We start from the raw sequence: 15,752 nt of genomic DNA on the forward strand, positions 1-15,752 counted from the left end.
TCGCCGGGAGGAAATGCCATGTTCAAGGCTGTCGTGATTGAAAAATCTGCGGACGGTGTACAGTCCGTGTCCGTCAGGGATGTGGCGGATAACCAGCTTCCCAAAGGGGACGTGACGGTTCGGGTAGAATGGTCAACCCTGAACTATAAGGATGCACTGGCCATTACCGGGCGTGGCCCGATCGTACGTTCCTTTCCGATGATACCGGGCATAGATTTCGCAGGCATTGTCGAGTCCTCGCAACGAGAAGACATCAGGCCCGGTGCGCGGGTCATTCTCAACGGCTGGGGTGTTGGTGAAAAACATTGGGGCGGGCTTGCAGAAAAAGCGACGGTCTCTGGTGACTGGCTGGTGCCGCTTCCCGACCGTTTGACAAGCAGGCAGGCCATGGAAATCGGCACGGCTGGCTATACGGCGATGCTGTGTATACAGGCCCTGCAGCGTGAAGGCGTGACCCCTGACAAGGGGCCGATCCTGATCACGGGGGCCACTGGTGGTGTGGGAAGTGTGGCAATCATGCTGTTGAGCAGGCTTGGCTATCACGTTGTAGCCGTGACAGGTCGTCCAGAGGAGGAAGCCTATCTAACTGCTCTCGGCGCGAAGGAAATGCTTCCACGACAGGCATTCACCACGCCTGGCAAGGCGTTGGAGAAGGCACGGTGGGCTGGGGCGGTTGACGTGGCCGGGGGCACGGTTCTGGCGAATGTCTGTGCGTCCATGGCGTATGGTGGCGTTGTGACAGCGTGCGGACTTGCGGCGGATATGTCATTTCCCTCGACCGTTGCGCCGTTTATCCTGCGTGGGGTGACATTGGTCGGAGTGGATAGCGTTATGTGCCCCCGCGACAGGCGACTTGCCGCATGGTCGCGTCTGGCGGAATTGATCGATCCGGTAAAACTGGTGGAAATGACGTCTGAGATTGCGCTGGCTGACGCCATAGAAGCATCAGCCGCGCTTCTTGATGGAAAGATACGTGGGCGTGTTGTGGTGCGTATGTCCTGATATTCAGCTCGGGATTCAGGACAGTTCTGAAATCATGGGGCTTGATGTGCAGAAAATTCGGTGTGGCACACAGCATATGACAGGCATGGACTCAACATACCATGCGTTACTCGTGCATTTTCTGCTCTGCGACGGTTTTGCGAAGGAAATCCTGCAATATAAGTGCATGGTTACATTGAGTATTGTGGGCTGCATAAAGGAGTGTGACGTTCTGCTGCCCTGCCAGATGAATGAGGCGTGACAGATCGGCGTTCCCGTGCATCAGTTCCTGACGGTAACGGATCTGGAACATGTTCCAGTTGGCAGGGTCATGACCGAACCAGCGCCGCAGTTCCGGGCTGGGTGTGACATCCTTTAACCAGTACTCCATGTGTACATCGCTTTTATGCAGCCCACGTGGCCATAGCCGGTCGACAAGGATGCGAACGCCGTCATGTGGGTCAGGCGTGTCATACACACGCTTGATTTTTATGTCCGGCATTTGATGGTACCGCACATGGCATGGCTCCCCTGACGTCATGGTGCGTGGGAGGCAGCGTGCCTCCCACGTTTTAAGAACCGGTCTGCTGATCTCAGGCTGCGGAAAGAACAAGGTCCGGGTCAGCGGCAGAGCCAAAGAACTCATATCGGATCTGCGTTGCCGGCAGTTTTTCGTCCTTCAGTGTATCCACCATATCCCGCATGAAGGAATCCGGGCCGCAGATATAATAGGTGGCAGAGCGATCAAGTGTTTGCCGCAACCAGTCCGGGCTGATCCGTCCTGCATGGGTGGTTATGCCTGACACACTTTCCTTTGTTGGTGATGATTCCTGTGAATAAAAGAAATCAGCCTTTAAGACATCGATTTTTGCAAAATCTTCAATCTGCGTGACAAAAGCCGCCAATGCCTGTGTATCGGCACCGTGAACGTAACGGATGCTTCTGTCCGTATGTGCTTGTGCAAGTTCACCGAGCATGGACATGACCGGGGTCAGCCCGACACCTGCCGTCAGAAAAACAAGAGGGTTTCTGTTTGTTTCGTTAAGGAAAAAATCACCTGCAGGATTGGCAACCTGCAAGATATCGCCTTCCTTCACACTGTCATGCAACCAGGTGGACGCGATGCCCCCGTCCTGTCGCCGTACACTGATGCGATAATGATCCTCCCCCGGTGCGGAAGAAATACTGTAATTCCTGCGCTGTGATCCGTGTTCGGGCACATCCAGCTTGAAACTGAGATATTGTCCCGCTTTGTGGCGGAAGATCGTGCCCCCATCCGCTGGGACCAGTTCGAAGGAGGTAATCGTGGATGTTTCACGACGGCGCGAACGCACGCGGAATGCACGCCAGCCCGTCCAGCCACCGGGCGTGGATTCGTTGCCTTCGTAAATCTGTTTTTCACGCCCGATCAGGATATCAGCAAGGAACCAGTAAGCTTTTCCCCATGCATCCAGAATTTCCGGTGTCGCGGCATCACCAAGAACATGGCCAATCGCACCAAGGAGCGCGGTTGCTACATAAGGATAATGTTCGGGCAGGATGTTGAGGCCAACATGTTTTTCCGCGATCCGTTCCACCATGCCGCCGAGTGCGCCAAGGTCATTGATATGTTCGGCATAGCACAGCACGGCCAAAGCCAGGGCCTTGGGCTGTTCGCCATCCTGCTGGTGGGAGAGATTGAACAGGTCGCGAATGGCTGGTGTCTCAAGAAGACGTTTGTACATCTCTGTCGTAATCGCCAGGCCATGTGCCTTGAGCGCCGGAACGGTGGCAAGGATGATGGAGCGTGTCTGGTCGTCCAGGGGGGCGGACATGGTCGTTTCCTTTTAAGGTTTATGATCCATACACCTTAATTTATCCGCATTGGAAATCATGTCAATATCAGATACCTTTAATCGACCATGAAGCTTATGTTGCGAACCGATGACGCGTTATGCGCCTTGATCCCTCTTGCGTTCCGCCGGGAAGGTGCTGTGTCGTCACGTGACCCCGGCGGCGCAACAGCACGGGAATGTTGTGACCGTCTGGCTCGCTCAGGGCGGCGCTACTGTGCAATGTTATGACCCGGTATGGACGCTGTGGCCGTATTCACATGTTCCTGTGCGTTGATGTCAGGATGCCATACAGAGGTCCTGGCGCGTGTTCTGTGTTATACTGATCCAAAAAATGCGTATAATCGCGACGGATTACTGAAATTATTGCCCACGATGCGTAAAGCCTGTGGGATATGGTGTCTTTATGAAAAATGGACTGTCCCAGAACCTTTATCATTCCTGATGAATGGCTTGTTTCCAACAGGTTTCCTATGACGTTATACGGGTCAAGGCCGTACCTTTGTGAAACGCAATATGTCCGGTCTTAAGGCTTTCAATTTCATATTGCGGGTTTATCGCCGTTGCATGATGCTGGTATCCATTCACCATAAAAGGTGCGGTATGTATGTTGCGGATACGGCCGCTGACGTAACCGGCCTCGGAATTCCACGATACGATATCACCGATTTCGAAAGTCTTTGACTGCATGACGGTTTCCTCTCTCAACATATTAAAGGGCGACGGGGCCTTTGATCCTGTTTCGAACGCTTTTTATACGGTTGGCCATTCAACGCATTCAGTCTCTGATTTTATCGCGATCTTGCATCGTTATAATATTACGATGGTTGTCGATGTCCGGGCTTTTCCATATTCCAGACGTAATCGGGAGTTTGACGGTTCACGCCTTATAACCGAACTGGCGCCATATGGGATTGGCTACCGTCATGTTCGGGAGCTTGGGGGGCGACGTCCGCGCTCGAAAACGGTTGGCACACAAACCAATGCATTCTGGCATGTGCAGAGTTTTCACAATTATGCTGATTATGCATTGGGAGGGGAATTCCACCAGGGATTGAAAACCCTCATGGAATTGGGGGAACATTTCACTGTCGCCATCATGTGCGCCGAAATCCTGTGGTGGCGATGTCATCGGCGTATCATCACCGACTATCTTCTGGAAAACCACCGGCAGGTTTTCCATATCCTTTCCATTACAAAGATCGTCGCGGCACAGATGACGCCAGAGGCTGTGATCGGTGATGATGGTTGTGTCACTTATCCACCTTCAGTACCTGCATCATGATTTCTTCCTTTTGGTTGCAGAGATTTCTTCTGCCAGGGTGATAAGTGCCGTCAGGTCCCGTTCATCGACATCAAGCGGATCAGGCATTTTCTGAAGGGCAACATGGATATCATCCCGTGTGAAATGGCCCATGGGCAGGGCGGTCAGGGCGGCTGGTCCGGGCCTGTGTGGGTAATCATGACCGGTGCTGCGATGGTACAGGACCGCAACACACGTCAATATGGCTGAATTGAGCGCAACAGGCAGGAAGGGGAAGGCAAGTCCCGTCATCAGGTCATGGCTGGCCGGATGGATCAGCGTTGCCATCAACGCGGTCGCCCCTCCTGGTGGGTGCAGTGACCGCGTCATGGACATCGCCATGATGGCCAGGCAGACCGAAAGCCCGCAGGCAAGCGCAAGGGGCAGGCCGCAAAGGAGGGAGATACCAACGCCAATCATGGCGGACAAAGTATTCCCAAGAATAATTGCCCGTGGTGTTGCAAGTGGGCTGGCCGGGACGGCGAATGCCAGCACTGCCGAGGCCCCCATGGGGGCGATGATCGCGATATGATCGAAATCTGATAAGGCGTCGCCAATGAGATAGGTTGCTGCAATCCCCAGCAATGCCCCGGTGGCGGCGCGCAATAAGATCGTCATGAGATACAACCTTCGTTTTATATCGGAATATTGGGGACGCCTGATACTCCCGGCCTGGCATTCTGGCAGGGGTCTGTATGAAAAAGCATAATGGCCCGAATGTTTTTAGGCTATCATTGTATGACTGTAATATAGAAAATTATGACAAAAATGTAGGGAGATATTCTGTGCCGCAATACGCCTATCTTGCACAGTGGAAAGATGCGATCAGCCGCAGCCCGAACGCCATGTACCTGACGATTGTGGATGCTCTGGCACTTTCCATCCGCAAGGGCGACCTGCGGGAAGGGGACAGGTTGCCACCCCAACGCATGATCGCAGACTATCTTGGCGCCAATCTGACGACCGTAACCCGGGCGTTTACCGAAGGCCGGCGGCGTGGTCTGATTGACGCCACCGTGGGGCGCGGCACCTTTGTCCGTGTCGGCGCGGGCGAAAGCCATTGGCGCCATACCGGGCCTGCCGTGGTGGATCTGACCATGAACCTGCCGCCCATCCCGCAGGACCCATCGTTACAGCGTATTATCCAAACCGATATTACAGCCATTCTGAAGCAGCAGGACCTGAACAGCCTGATGTCCTATCGGGTAACAGGGGGGACGATCGAGGAACGCCAGCTTGGCGCGAAATGGATCGCCCCTGTCATCGGACAGCGTCGTACGGATGAAATCCTTGTCGCACCGGGGGCCCAGAGTGCGCTTGCGGCAATCGTCAGCACCCATACACAGCCGGGCGACGTGATTGTCACAGATCGCATCGCCTATCCCGGCATCCGAACCATAGCGGCACAGTTCGACCTTATTCTGGTCGGTGTGGATAGTGACATGGAAGGGATGATGCCAGAACAGCTTGCTCGGGTCTGTGCCGAACATCACCCCCGGCTGCTTTACTGTATTCCGACCATTCACAACCCCACCACGGCCACGATGTCCCTGCAAAGGCGCAGGGATATTCTTGCGGTTGCCCAACGCCATCACCTGCATATCGCGGAAGATGACCCCTACAGCCTGCTGATGGACAGCCCGCCCCCCGCACTGGCGGCCCTTGACCATAGCCGTGTCAGCTATGTGGCCACCCTTGCCAAGACACTCAGTCCGGGCCTGCGCACCGCCTATGTCGCCCTGCCCAATGCGGACATGACCCGGCGGGTTGCGGCGGCCATACGGGCCATCGCCCTGACCAATGCCGGCCTGCTCAGCGCGCTGACGGCACGGTGGATGCTGACCGGGCAGGCACATACGATCCTGCATGCCATCCGCACGGAACTGCGCCTGCGCCAGTCCATTGCCCGCAAGGTGCTGGGGGCGGGACACTGCATGAATCCTGACGGGCCACATGTCTGGCTGAAACTGCCCGCCTGGTGGGGCAGTGCGGATTTTGTCGCGTATGCACGCAGGCGTGGCCTTGCATTGGTGCCCAGCACCGTTTTCACCATCAGTGGGGAGCCCCCGCAACGTGCAAGAATCGCATTGGGCAGTGCGCCGGATGCCGCAAGCCTTGAGGACTCCCTGCACGGGGTGCTGTCGGTGCTCCAGCACAAACGCTCCCCCGGTTTCGCCGATATTGTGTGACCGGGCTTTGTGTGACCGGGCTGTCATGCTTCGAATCGACAAAATTTCCTGCTTCCAGAGGGAGGGATGCGGGAATCCCGAAAAACAAACAGCCCCTTCATTCACGAATAAGTGATTTTAAAAGCGTTTTAAAACAATGCGTTAGAGAATTATTCCTTGATTGTATGGCAATGTAATATTTTTTGTATGGCTCTGTCTTACGCAGAGAGGGGCATAGGCTTTTCTTTGAACCATTTGTACCCCTGAACACAGGTATACAATATTTTGGCCTTCCGTCATCCCGTGCCACGTTCGCTGTGGCAACACGATCAGTCCCGGCGTCTCGCCGATGATCGTAGCATACGGGAGATATATCATGCCGAAAGTCGAACACACTCCGCATAAAGATGGTGATTGCTTCGTCAATTATGAAAACAAGGTTTTCGAGGACGTCAAAGCCCGGCCCGGCGAGAAAGCCCTCATCACCTTCCATACCGTCGCCAATGAAGGATCGGTCGGATTTGTAAATCTGCTGCAGGCCACACGCCTGATCCGCAAGGGGTTCGAGACGTCGGTGCTGCTGTATGGGCCGGGTGTGACCCTTGGTGTGCAGCGCGGCTTCCCCCGCCTGGGTGATGAAGCTTTTCCGGGGCACATGAACTGCAACAGGCAGGTTGCAAAAATCCTTGAAGAAGGCGGCAAAGTCTATGCCTGCCGCTTTGCGCTTCAGGCCCTTTATGGTTATGGCGAGCAGAACCTGATCCCCGGCATTACGCCGATCAATCCGCAGGACGTGCTTGACATCATCCTGCTGGCGCGGCGCGACAACGCCTTCATCCTCAATACCTGGACTCTCTGAAGGTCGAAGGGAGGACCGCACGCCATGTCCCGTATCGTTCGCGCCGCAGCCATCCAGATCAGCCCTGTCCTGGGGGATGATGGTCTTGGAACTGCCCGGAAAGTCTGCCAGGCCATCCGTGATGCCGCCGAAAAAGGTGTTGCGCTTGCGGTCTTTCCCGAAACCTTCGTGCCTTATTATCCCTATTTTTCGTTTATCCAGCCTGCCTTCCGTTTTGGGAACGAGCATCTGGCACTTTACGAACGTGCCGTCGTCATTCCCGGCCCCGTGACCAAGATGGTGGCCGAGGCCGCGCGCCAGACCGGCATGGTCGTGGTGCTGGGTGTGAATGAACGTGATTTCGGCACGCTTTACAACACACAGGTCATTTTTGACGCAACAGGTGAAATCCTGCTGAAACGGCGCAAGATCACGCCCACTTACCATGAACGCATGGTATGGGGGCAGGGCGATGGCGCCGGGCTGAAAGTGGTGGACAGTGCCGCCGGGCGCATCGGGGCGCTGGCATGCTGGGAGCATTATAACCCGCTTGCCCGCTATGCGCTGATGACCCAGCATGAAGAAATACACTGCGCGCAGTTTCCCGGTTCACTGGTGGGGCAGATTTTCGCCGATCAGATGGAAGTCACCATCCGCCACCATGCGCTGGAATCCGGCTGCTTTGTCGTGAATGCCACAGGCTGGCTTACGGACGAACAGATCAAGGAAATCGCGCGTGATCCCGCGTTGGAAGGACCGATGCGGGGGGGCTGTTTTACCGCCATCGTCTCACCCGAAGGCAGGCTGCTTGGCACGCCGCTGACGGAAGGGGAGGGCATGGTCATTGCCGATCTCGACTTTGCCCTGATTACCAAGCGCAAGCGGATGATGGATTCCGTCGGGCATTACGCACGTCCCGAACTGCTCAGCCTGCTGCATGACCGACGGCCCGCGCGCATGGTGCATTACGCGGGTGAGGTGGATCCGTCTTTCCCATTTACGGATGAGGCCGCGCCATGACCGTACCGACCCTCGGCACGCTTTCGGGCCGCCAGCTCGTCACGGATCTGCAATCCTTCGGGCTGCAGATCGGCAGCGATAATGCTGGCATCGCCCGCAAGGGCGGGGCCGGCCCTTCGGACCACAAGACCATCACCATCGCGGGCCAGACCGTCATGGTCCCAGTCTATACATCCGGTGCCCGGCGTTCCCCGTTTCAGGCAAGCCCGCCGGACCCGCAGGGCGCGAGTACGCTGCTGCGTGATGGACGGGTTCTGGGCACGATCCATTTTCCCGCTGCCCCCCGTTTTTATGGGCTGCGCACGGCAGATGGCGTCCCTTACTGGAAAATTGCCCTGCTGCATGGGCGTGACACGCTGGCGACCACGGTACACCAGACCTGCATCCGTTATGTCGACCGGCGCACCGCCTGTCAGTTCTGCGCCATTGGCCAGTCGCTGGAGGCCGGGCGCACCATTGCCCACAAGACGCCCGCGCAACTGGCGGAGGTCGCAAGGGCTGCCGTGGAGCTGGATGGTGTGCGCGACATGGTGCTGACGACCGGCACGCCCAATATGGTGGATCGGGGGGCGGCGGTCCTGGCGGAGTCCGCCCGCGCCATCAAGGCGGCGGTGGACCTGCCGCTTCAGGTGCAGTGCGAACCGCCGCGCGATCATGACTGGTTCCATCGCCTGCGTGAGGCGGGGGCGGATAGCCTTGGCATGCATCTCGAAGCGGCCACGCAGGCCGTGCGTGAGAAGATCATGCCCGGCAAGGCCACCGTCAGCATCGACCGCTATATGGAGGCGTTTGCCAGCGCCGTGCCCATTTTCGGGCGTGGGCAGGTCAATACCTACATTCTTGCAGGGCTTGGTGACAGTGCCGAAGATATTCTGGCCCTGGCCGGGCGTCTGATCGCACTTGGGGTCTACCCCTTTGTGGTGCCGTTTGTGCCTATTTCCGGCACGCCCCTGGAAAATCACGCGCCCCCTTCGTCAGATTTCATGAAGTCCGTTCTGGCGCCGCTCGGGCGGATGCTGCGGGAAGCAGGCATGAAATCCACCGATATCCGGGCCGGGTGCGGCCGTTGTGGCGCCTGTTCCTCGCTTTCGGCGTATGAACGATGAATATGCGGGTTGAAGGGATGGAAGACCGGCCGTTCATTCCCACGGAATATGTCGTGCGCCTTGCCCGTGCGTCATGGGAATGCGCTGGTTATCATGCATTGCGCCGCGAGGTGTTCTGCACTGAACAGCACGTGTTCGCCGATGATGACCGCGATGCGACCGATGCGGTTGCCATTCCCATTATCGCAGCGTGCTGCATGGCGGGCATGCCGGACCGGATTGTGGGTGCCGTGCGCATCCACGAAGCCGAACCCGGTATCTGGCGTGGTTCCCGTCTGGCTGTTCATGCGGATCACCGCAAACTGGGGCGGATCGGGGCGGAACTGATCCGAATGGCGGTCAGTACCGCGCACGGGCTTGGGGCCACGCGGTTTATGGCACAGGTGCAGGAACAGAATGTACCGTTCTTTCGCCGCCTGCACTGGAAAAGCCTTGGCGCCATCACCCTGCACGGCCTGCCGCATCATGACATGCAGGCCGACCTGTCGCGGTATCCCGCCCATATGCAGGACCAGACATGGCTGCTGCGGCCACAGCCCCGTCAATATTCCCGTCAACAGCTTCGCAACCGACAGGTGGCGTGATGGCCGATATATTGTGCGACATGCTTTCGCGCCTGCGCACCGGGCGTGCGCTTGTGGCAAAGCAGGACATTACACAGGCCGTCGCCATTCTGGGTAAGGGGGCGCGACAGGCCATCCGCCTTGGGGATGACTGTGCCGCCATACCCGATGGCGATGGTTACCTCCTGCTAGCCAGCGAAGGGTTCCAGGACAGTTTCGTCCGGTCCATGCCATGGTTTTCTGGCTATTGCGGCGTGATGGTCAATGTCAGCGACATCGCGGCGATGGGGGGACGCCCGCTTGCGGTGGTCGATGCGTTGTGGAGTGACACGCCAGAGGTTGCAGCCCCGATCCTGACCGGCCTGCATGATGGCGCGCGCACCTATGGCGTGCCTGTCGTGGGCGGGCATACCAACATGCGCAGCCCCCATAATTCGCTGTCGGTTGCGATCCTTGGCCGTGCCCGGCATCTGCTGAGCAGTTTCGATGCGCGACCGGGCGAGGTCCTGATCGCCGCCATCGACCTGCGCGGGCGCTGGCATGATCCGCACCCGTTCTGGGATGCCAGTTCCGCCCTGTGCGGTACCGGCGGGGCTGCGCGGCTGCGCGGGGATATCGAACTCCTGCCCATGATTGCCGAAGATGGCCTGAGCCGCGCCGCCAAGGATATCAGCATGGCCGGGCTGCTCGGCACGGCCCTCATGCTGGCTGAATGTTCTGGCGTGGGCATGACCATCATGCTTGATGACATCCCGCGTCCGGGGGATGCGCCAATGGAACGCTGGCTGTCCGCATTTCCCAGCTATGGCTATCTGCTGACGGCCCGCCCCGAGGATGCCGGGGCGATCATGGACCGGTTTCGCGGACGTGACATTGCGGCGTCCGTCATCGGTCGGTGTGACAACACGCATCGGGTCGATGTCCTGTGGGCGGATGCGCGGGAAACCTTCTGGGACCTTGCGCACAGGCCGCTCATGGGGGTGGCGCCATGACCCTTCGCATCGGTATCCTGACCCATTCGACCAATCCGCGCGGCGGTGTGGTGCATGGCATGGCGCTGGCGGAAGCCCTGTGTGACGCCGGGCATGACGCGATGCTGATCGCCCCGGATGTGACGGGGGCGGGTTTCTTTCGCAGGCCCCGTTGCGCCACCCGCTACATCGCGGCCATGGCAGGGGACGACCTGCCGGCACTGGTGGAACGACGCATTATGGAAATCCGTGATGCAGTCAGAGAGGATGCGAATTTCGATGTGCTGCATGCCCAGGACCCGATCAGCGCCAACGCGCTGGCGGATCTGGTGGCGGAAGGGCGGATACCGGGTTTTGCCCGCACGGTCCATCATCTGGACCATTTCCCGCATCGTGGTGTCGCAGCCCGTCAGGCAAGAGGGATTACCAGTGCAAGCGAGCTTTTCACGGTCAGCCGCGTCTGGGAGGATACCCTCCTTGCCGATTATGGGCGGCATGCGCCTGTCGTGGGAAATGGCGTTGACCTGACAAGGTTCTTTCCGGGGGCGGGGCCGCGCGATCATGCGTTGCGCGCCCGCTATGGGCTTTCGCGTACGGCACGTCTTGTGCTGTCGGTTGGCGGGATAGAGCGCCGCAAGAATACGCTTGTGCTGCTCAGGGCATTTAAGGAACTGCACCGCGAACAACCTGACCTGCATTTCGTAATCGCCGGGGGGGCGTCCCTGCTGGACCATTCCGATTATCGCCGCCTTTTCGATCAAGAGCTTCAGGCAGGGGATCTGGCCGGTGCGGTAAGTGTGACGGGCACGATTGCCGATGACGATATGCCCGCATTATATCGGCAGTCCTGCGTACTGGCCTATCCTTCACGGACAGAAGGCTTCGGCCTGTGCCCGCTTGAGGCCCTGGCCTGCGGAATTCCGGTGGTGGTGCCTGCTGCGCCGCCCTTTAGCGAACATTTCCATACGCCGGAGGTTGTGTGGTGCCAGCCAGAATGTCCCCGGACACTTGGTGATGCGTTACGCACGGCCCTCAGTATCGAAAGCGCGCGCCGCTTTCGGGTCAGTGGGCCTGTAACGGCGGCCCGTTTCGACTGGCGCCGCGTCGCCGGACGGCATCTTCGCGCATATCGGCGCCTGGCGGCATTGCAGCCCGCCGGACGCCCTGTTCCAAGGAGGGTATCATTATGCCCGAAATGATTTTTCGTGTGCGCTGGCCCGATGGGAAGGAGGCTGAGTGTTACTCTCCCTCACTGGTCATCAGGGACCATTTCACGGCCGGTCAGGACTATCCGGTGCATGAATTTCTTGAAAAGGCAGACATAGCCCTGACAGAGGCCAGCGCGCGGGTGCGGGCGCGTTATGGCGTCCCGTGCAGCCGTGCCCTTGGTCAGCTTCAGGCCATCCGCCAGACCTGCACGCCCTTCCTCACGCGACCCGATGCGCAGGTGCGCGTCCTGTCCTTCAGACCATAAGGCGGAATATTCTTATGACACAGCAGGAAAAAACCATTCCCGTCGTGATCGTGGGTGCGGGCCAGGCCGGCCTTTCCATGAGCTGGTACCTCTGCCGCGAGAAGGTGGAGCATATTGTCTTTGAGGCAAAAACCGCCTGTCATTCGTGGGATGATGAACGCTGGGATAATTTCTGTCTCGTGACGCCCAACTGGCAATGTGCGCTTCCCGGCCATCCCTATCAGGGAAACGATCCGCATGGATTTATGGTAAAGAACGAAATCATAGATTATGTCAGAGGTTTTGTCGCCTCGTTCAATCCACCCCTGCGTGAACATAGTGCCGTCACCTCCATCACCCGCCATGAAGCGGGGGGGTATCGCGTGGTGGTGGGCGATGAAGTCTGGCATGCAGGGCATGTGGTCATCGCATCGGGCGCGTATCAGGATGCGGTGATCCCCGGCTATGCCAGTGCGATTGACCCATCAATTTTCCAGATCCACTCGCAGGATTACCGAAATGCCTCCCAGCTTCCACAAGGGGCGGTGCTGGTTGTGGGCAGTGGGCAGTCCGGCGCGCAGATTGCTGAGGACCTGTTCCTTGAAAACCGCAAGGTGCATCTGTGTGTGGGGTCCGCCCCGCGTGTTTCACGCTTTTATCGTGGCCGCGATGTTGTAGACTGGCTTGCGGACATGCATTTTTACGACCTGACGGTGGATAATCATCCCTTGCGTGATGGTGCGCGTGACAAGACCAATCATTATGTGACTGGGCGCAATGGTGGTCATGACCTTGATCTGCGCCGTTTCGCCCGCGAAGGCGTGGGCCTGCATGGCACGCTGGCGACCATCCGGGACGAGGTGGCGCATTTCGCACCGGATCTGAAGGAAAACCTTGATGATGCGGACAGGACCAACGCCGACATCAAGAAGTCCATTGACGCCTATATCGCCCGCGAAGGTATCAGCGCCCCGACGGAAACAGACTATGTCCCTGTATGGGAACCCGATGGCGGCAACATGCCTTTGGACCTGAAGGCTGCTGGAATCACCGCGATCATCTGGTGCATTGGTTTCCGCCCGAATTATCGCTGGATTGATGTGCCGGTTTTCAATGGGGCCAACAAGCCGGTCTGGCGTCGGGGTGTGACCGATATGCCGGGCTTTTACTTTCTTGGCCTGCCATGGCTGCATACATGGGGGTCGGGGCGGTTTTCCGGTGTTTCACGTGATGCCGCATGGCTGGCAAGCCAGATTACCGGCAAAGATGTTCCCATAGCCTGAGGGAGTTTTTGAAACGTCAGGATCGACAACGTAATGAAATCATAAAAGTTTTTGTAAAGCTTTTTACAAAAATCTTCGAAAGACGCCGTCTTTTTCGATCAAAAGGCGGCACCCAAAAACTTTTCTTTTTTATCAATGATGTGTTTTCAGACAGTCTCTGAGCGGAGGAAGGGCCATGGTGCCATGGGCAACATACAAATCAATGTATGACGCGGCCCTGAACCAGCCAGGACAATTCTGGCTGGACGCAGCACGGCGCGTGACATGGACACAAAAGCCCCGGCTTGCGTGCCGGACACGGGCGGACGGGTGGCATGACTGGTTTCCCGACGCCACGTTGAACACCTGTCATAATGCCGTGGATCGACATGTAGAGAACGGGCGTGGCGGGCAGGCCGCCCTGATCTGGCATTCCTGTGCCACCAAGGAACGGCAGGCCATCACCTATCACGACCTGAGGCGGAGGGTGGCCGGGTTTGCCGGGGGTTTGCGGTCGCTGGGGGTAGGACAGGGCGACCGCGTCCTGATCGCCATGCCCACCATGATTGAAACCGCCATCGCCATGCTGGCCTGTGCCCGGATCGGGGCCGTGCATGTGGTGGTTTTTTCCGGCTATGCCGGGCCTGAACTGGCGCGCAGGATTGATGACGTGGCGCCCAAAGTCATCATGATCGCCAGTTGCAGCTTTCAGGGGCATTCGGCGGTTCCGGCCGCACCTGTCCTGAATGATGCGCTTGCCACCGCGATGCACAGACCACAGGCCTGTGTGATCGTGCAGCGCCGGGCCTGTACGGCGCCGCTCCTGCCGGGGCGGGATCATGATTTCCATATGCTGGAACATTCCACGCCCGTAGGACCAGTCACACTGCGTTCCGAAGATCCCCTTTATATCCTGCATACATCCGGCACGACAGGTCATGCGAAGGGCATCGTGCGTGACAATGGCGGACATGCCGTGGCCCTCGCCTTGTCCATGGAACTGATCTATGGCTGCAAACCCGGTGATACCTTTTTCACGACATCGGATCTCGGCTGGGTTGTCGGTCATTCTTATGGTGTTTATGCGCCACTCCTTAACGGGTGTAGCAGCGTGATTGTCGAAGGTGCGCCGTCCGCCTCGCTTATCCAGGCGTTGTGTCATGAATATGGGGTCAGGTGCCTGTTCACGACACCGACACAGATGCGCCTGATGCGACAGGAGGGGCGTCATCCGTCAGGGGTGATCCTGCCCGCGCTGGCGCGTATTTTCGTGGCGGGCGAGTATGCGGACCCGACCCTTCTGGACTGGGCGCGGTCATATTTCCGCAAACCGGTGGTCAACCACTGGTGGCAGACCGAAACCGGGTGGAGTATCACCGCCCATTTCTTTGGCCTGCCTGAATGTGAGCCGACATCACTGATGAACGAGATCGGGCGGCCTGCACCGGGATTTCGTCCGGCCATCGCGCCCGCCTTTGCACAACATTCCTGTGGCGAAATTATCTTGTCCCTGCCACTGCCGCCTGGTTGCCTTGCCGGGATGTGGAAGGACGGGGGCGTCCGTGTCCCGTCCACATATCTTGATGACACAGGCAGGTATTACCGGACTTTTGACGAAGGCATGATCGACGGTGCACATGGCGTGCATATGCTCGGGCGTTCGGATGACGTGATAAAGGTCGCGGGGCGGCGGATTTCAGGGGTGCAGATTGAAAAGGTCATTGCCACCCATCCGGCCGTACATGCGTGTGCTGTGGTCGCGGTTCCAGACGATCTGCGCGGACAGCGACCCGTTGCTTATGTGGTGCCGGTTGCTGGCACCGGCTGTGCGCCGTCTTCTGAAGAAATTATCGCGCAGGTCCGCCGGGTCATCGGCAGGTGGGTCGGGCTGCGTGATGTGCGTTTCGTCAGGCATTTGCCAACCACCATATCTGGCAAGATCAGGCGACGTCACCTGACCGCCTGCTGAACGGGCCGGGCATGAAGGGAATTTTCCGATGCTACTGGATATAAGAGGATATCTGAAAAGTCAGGCTTAATAACATCCTGAAATTATAAAAGTTTTTGGTGAAGCTTTTTCTAAAAAGCTTCAGAAGACGCCGCCTTTCGATCGAAAGGCGGCACCCAAAAACTTCCCCTGTTTTTTATTGATGGGAAATGTCATTTTCACTTTAATATTTTGAAAATGCGATGATTTAAGAAAAAACTTCCATTGTTTCAGTGTATTTCTGGCGAAAATTGTTCAAGAATCCTGT

16 protein-coding genes are annotated in these 15,752 nt (G+C 57.8%); 12 read left to right on the plus strand and 4 right to left on the minus strand.

Annotation, left to right across the window (positions count from 1 at the left end; genetic code table 11):
• Positions 1–18 precede the first annotated feature (18 nt).
• On the plus strand, positions 19–1,002 hold the full coding sequence (gene acuI / locus IFJ82_RS01790) for an acrylyl-CoA reductase (NADPH) (RefSeq protein ID WP_192265404.1): 984 nt from the start codon (positions 19–21) through the stop codon (positions 1,000–1,002).
• Positions 1,003–1,108: 106 nt separating this feature from the next.
• Here the strand turns inward: acuI and IFJ82_RS01795 are convergent, their stop codons facing one another.
• The 3 genes from IFJ82_RS01795 to IFJ82_RS01805 all read right to left on the minus strand — a co-directional run bounded on the left by IFJ82_RS01795 (position 1,109) and on the right by IFJ82_RS01805 (position 3,524).
• Positions 1,109–1,483: a DUF488 domain-containing protein gene (locus IFJ82_RS01795; protein ID WP_192265405.1), complete on the minus strand. Its 375-nt coding sequence runs from the start codon at positions 1,481–1,483 to the stop codon at positions 1,109–1,111.
• A 91-nt stretch (positions 1,484–1,574) separates the two neighbouring features.
• The gene (gene hmpA, locus IFJ82_RS01800; RefSeq protein ID WP_192265406.1) at positions 1,575–2,795 is read right to left on the minus strand and encodes an NO-inducible flavohemoprotein; all 1,221 of its coding nucleotides are present in this window, start codon (positions 2,793–2,795) and stop codon (positions 1,575–1,577) included.
• 489 nt (positions 2,796–3,284) lie between these two features.
• Entirely contained in the window at positions 3,285–3,524 is a 240-nt protein-coding gene (locus IFJ82_RS01805; protein ID WP_332828114.1) for a hypervirulence associated TUDOR domain-containing protein, read from the minus strand.
• On the opposite strand from IFJ82_RS01805, the gene IFJ82_RS01810 reads away from it, so the two are divergent.
• Positions 3,502–4,098, plus strand: coding sequence for a DUF488 domain-containing protein (locus IFJ82_RS01810; RefSeq protein WP_192265407.1), 597 nt, complete (start codon positions 3,502–3,504; stop codon positions 4,096–4,098). The genes IFJ82_RS01805 and IFJ82_RS01810 overlap by 23 nt on opposite strands.
• On the opposite strand, the gene IFJ82_RS01815 is transcribed toward IFJ82_RS01810, so the two are convergent.
• Positions 4,093–4,734, minus strand: coding sequence for an HPP family protein (locus IFJ82_RS01815; RefSeq protein ID WP_192265409.1), 642 nt, complete (start codon positions 4,732–4,734; stop codon positions 4,093–4,095). The genes IFJ82_RS01810 and IFJ82_RS01815 overlap by 6 nt on opposite strands.
• Before the next feature lie 167 nt (positions 4,735–4,901).
• Here IFJ82_RS01815 and IFJ82_RS01820 point away from each other — a divergent pair, with 167 nt between their 5' ends.
• The 10 genes from IFJ82_RS01820 to IFJ82_RS01865 all read left to right on the plus strand — a co-directional run bounded on the left by IFJ82_RS01820 (position 4,902) and on the right by IFJ82_RS01865 (position 15,466).
• Entirely contained in the window at positions 4,902–6,305 is a 1,404-nt protein-coding gene (locus IFJ82_RS01820; protein ID WP_003621326.1) for an aminotransferase-like domain-containing protein, read from the plus strand.
• 355 nt (positions 6,306–6,660) lie between these two features.
• Positions 6,661–7,143: an MSMEG_0572/Sll0783 family nitrogen starvation response protein gene (locus IFJ82_RS01825; protein ID WP_003621328.1), complete on the plus strand. Its 483-nt coding sequence runs from the start codon at positions 6,661–6,663 to the stop codon at positions 7,141–7,143.
• 24 nt (positions 7,144–7,167) lie between these two features.
• Positions 7,168–8,142 carry a Nit6803 family nitrilase gene (locus IFJ82_RS01830; protein WP_192265412.1) on the plus strand — a complete coding sequence of 325 codons (975 nt, stop codon included), beginning with the start codon at positions 7,168–7,170 and terminating at the stop codon, positions 8,140–8,142.
• Positions 8,139–9,248 (plus strand): MSMEG_0568 family radical SAM protein, encoded by a 1,110-nt coding sequence (locus IFJ82_RS01835; RefSeq protein WP_192265414.1) that lies wholly within the window; start codon positions 8,139–8,141, stop codon positions 9,246–9,248. Before IFJ82_RS01830 ends, IFJ82_RS01835 begins: the two co-directional genes overlap by 4 nt.
• Positions 9,245–9,832, plus strand: coding sequence for an MSMEG_0567/Sll0786 family nitrogen starvation N-acetyltransferase (locus IFJ82_RS01840; RefSeq protein WP_192265415.1), 588 nt, complete (start codon positions 9,245–9,247; stop codon positions 9,830–9,832). Before IFJ82_RS01835 ends, IFJ82_RS01840 begins: the two co-directional genes overlap by 4 nt.
• Positions 9,832–10,803, plus strand: a complete 972-nt coding sequence (locus IFJ82_RS01845; protein WP_075595768.1) for a sll0787 family AIR synthase-like protein — start codon at positions 9,832–9,834, stop codon at positions 10,801–10,803. Before IFJ82_RS01840 ends, IFJ82_RS01845 begins: the two co-directional genes overlap by 1 nt.
• On the plus strand, positions 10,800–11,981 hold the full coding sequence (locus IFJ82_RS01850; protein ID WP_192265416.1) for an MSMEG_0565 family glycosyltransferase: 1,182 nt from the start codon (positions 10,800–10,802) through the stop codon (positions 11,979–11,981). Before IFJ82_RS01845 ends, IFJ82_RS01850 begins: the two co-directional genes overlap by 4 nt.
• On the plus strand, positions 11,969–12,256 hold the full coding sequence (locus IFJ82_RS01855; protein WP_062809611.1) for an MSMEG_0570 family nitrogen starvation response protein: 288 nt from the start codon (positions 11,969–11,971) through the stop codon (positions 12,254–12,256). The genes IFJ82_RS01850 and IFJ82_RS01855 overlap by 13 nt, the downstream gene beginning before the upstream one ends.
• Before the next feature lie 14 nt (positions 12,257–12,270).
• Entirely contained in the window at positions 12,271–13,518 is a 1,248-nt protein-coding gene (locus IFJ82_RS01860) for an MSMEG_0569 family flavin-dependent oxidoreductase (protein WP_192265417.1), read from the plus strand.
• Between the two features lie 175 nt (positions 13,519–13,693).
• A complete protein-coding gene (locus IFJ82_RS01865; protein ID WP_192265418.1) occupies positions 13,694–15,466 on the plus strand; it encodes an AMP-binding protein in 1,773 nt (590 codons plus the stop codon).
• Positions 15,467–15,752 lie beyond the last annotated feature (286 nt).

The organism is Novacetimonas hansenii, from assembly GCF_014843995.1.
GTDB classification, from domain to species: domain Bacteria; phylum Pseudomonadota; class Alphaproteobacteria; order Acetobacterales; family Acetobacteraceae; genus Novacetimonas; species Novacetimonas hansenii.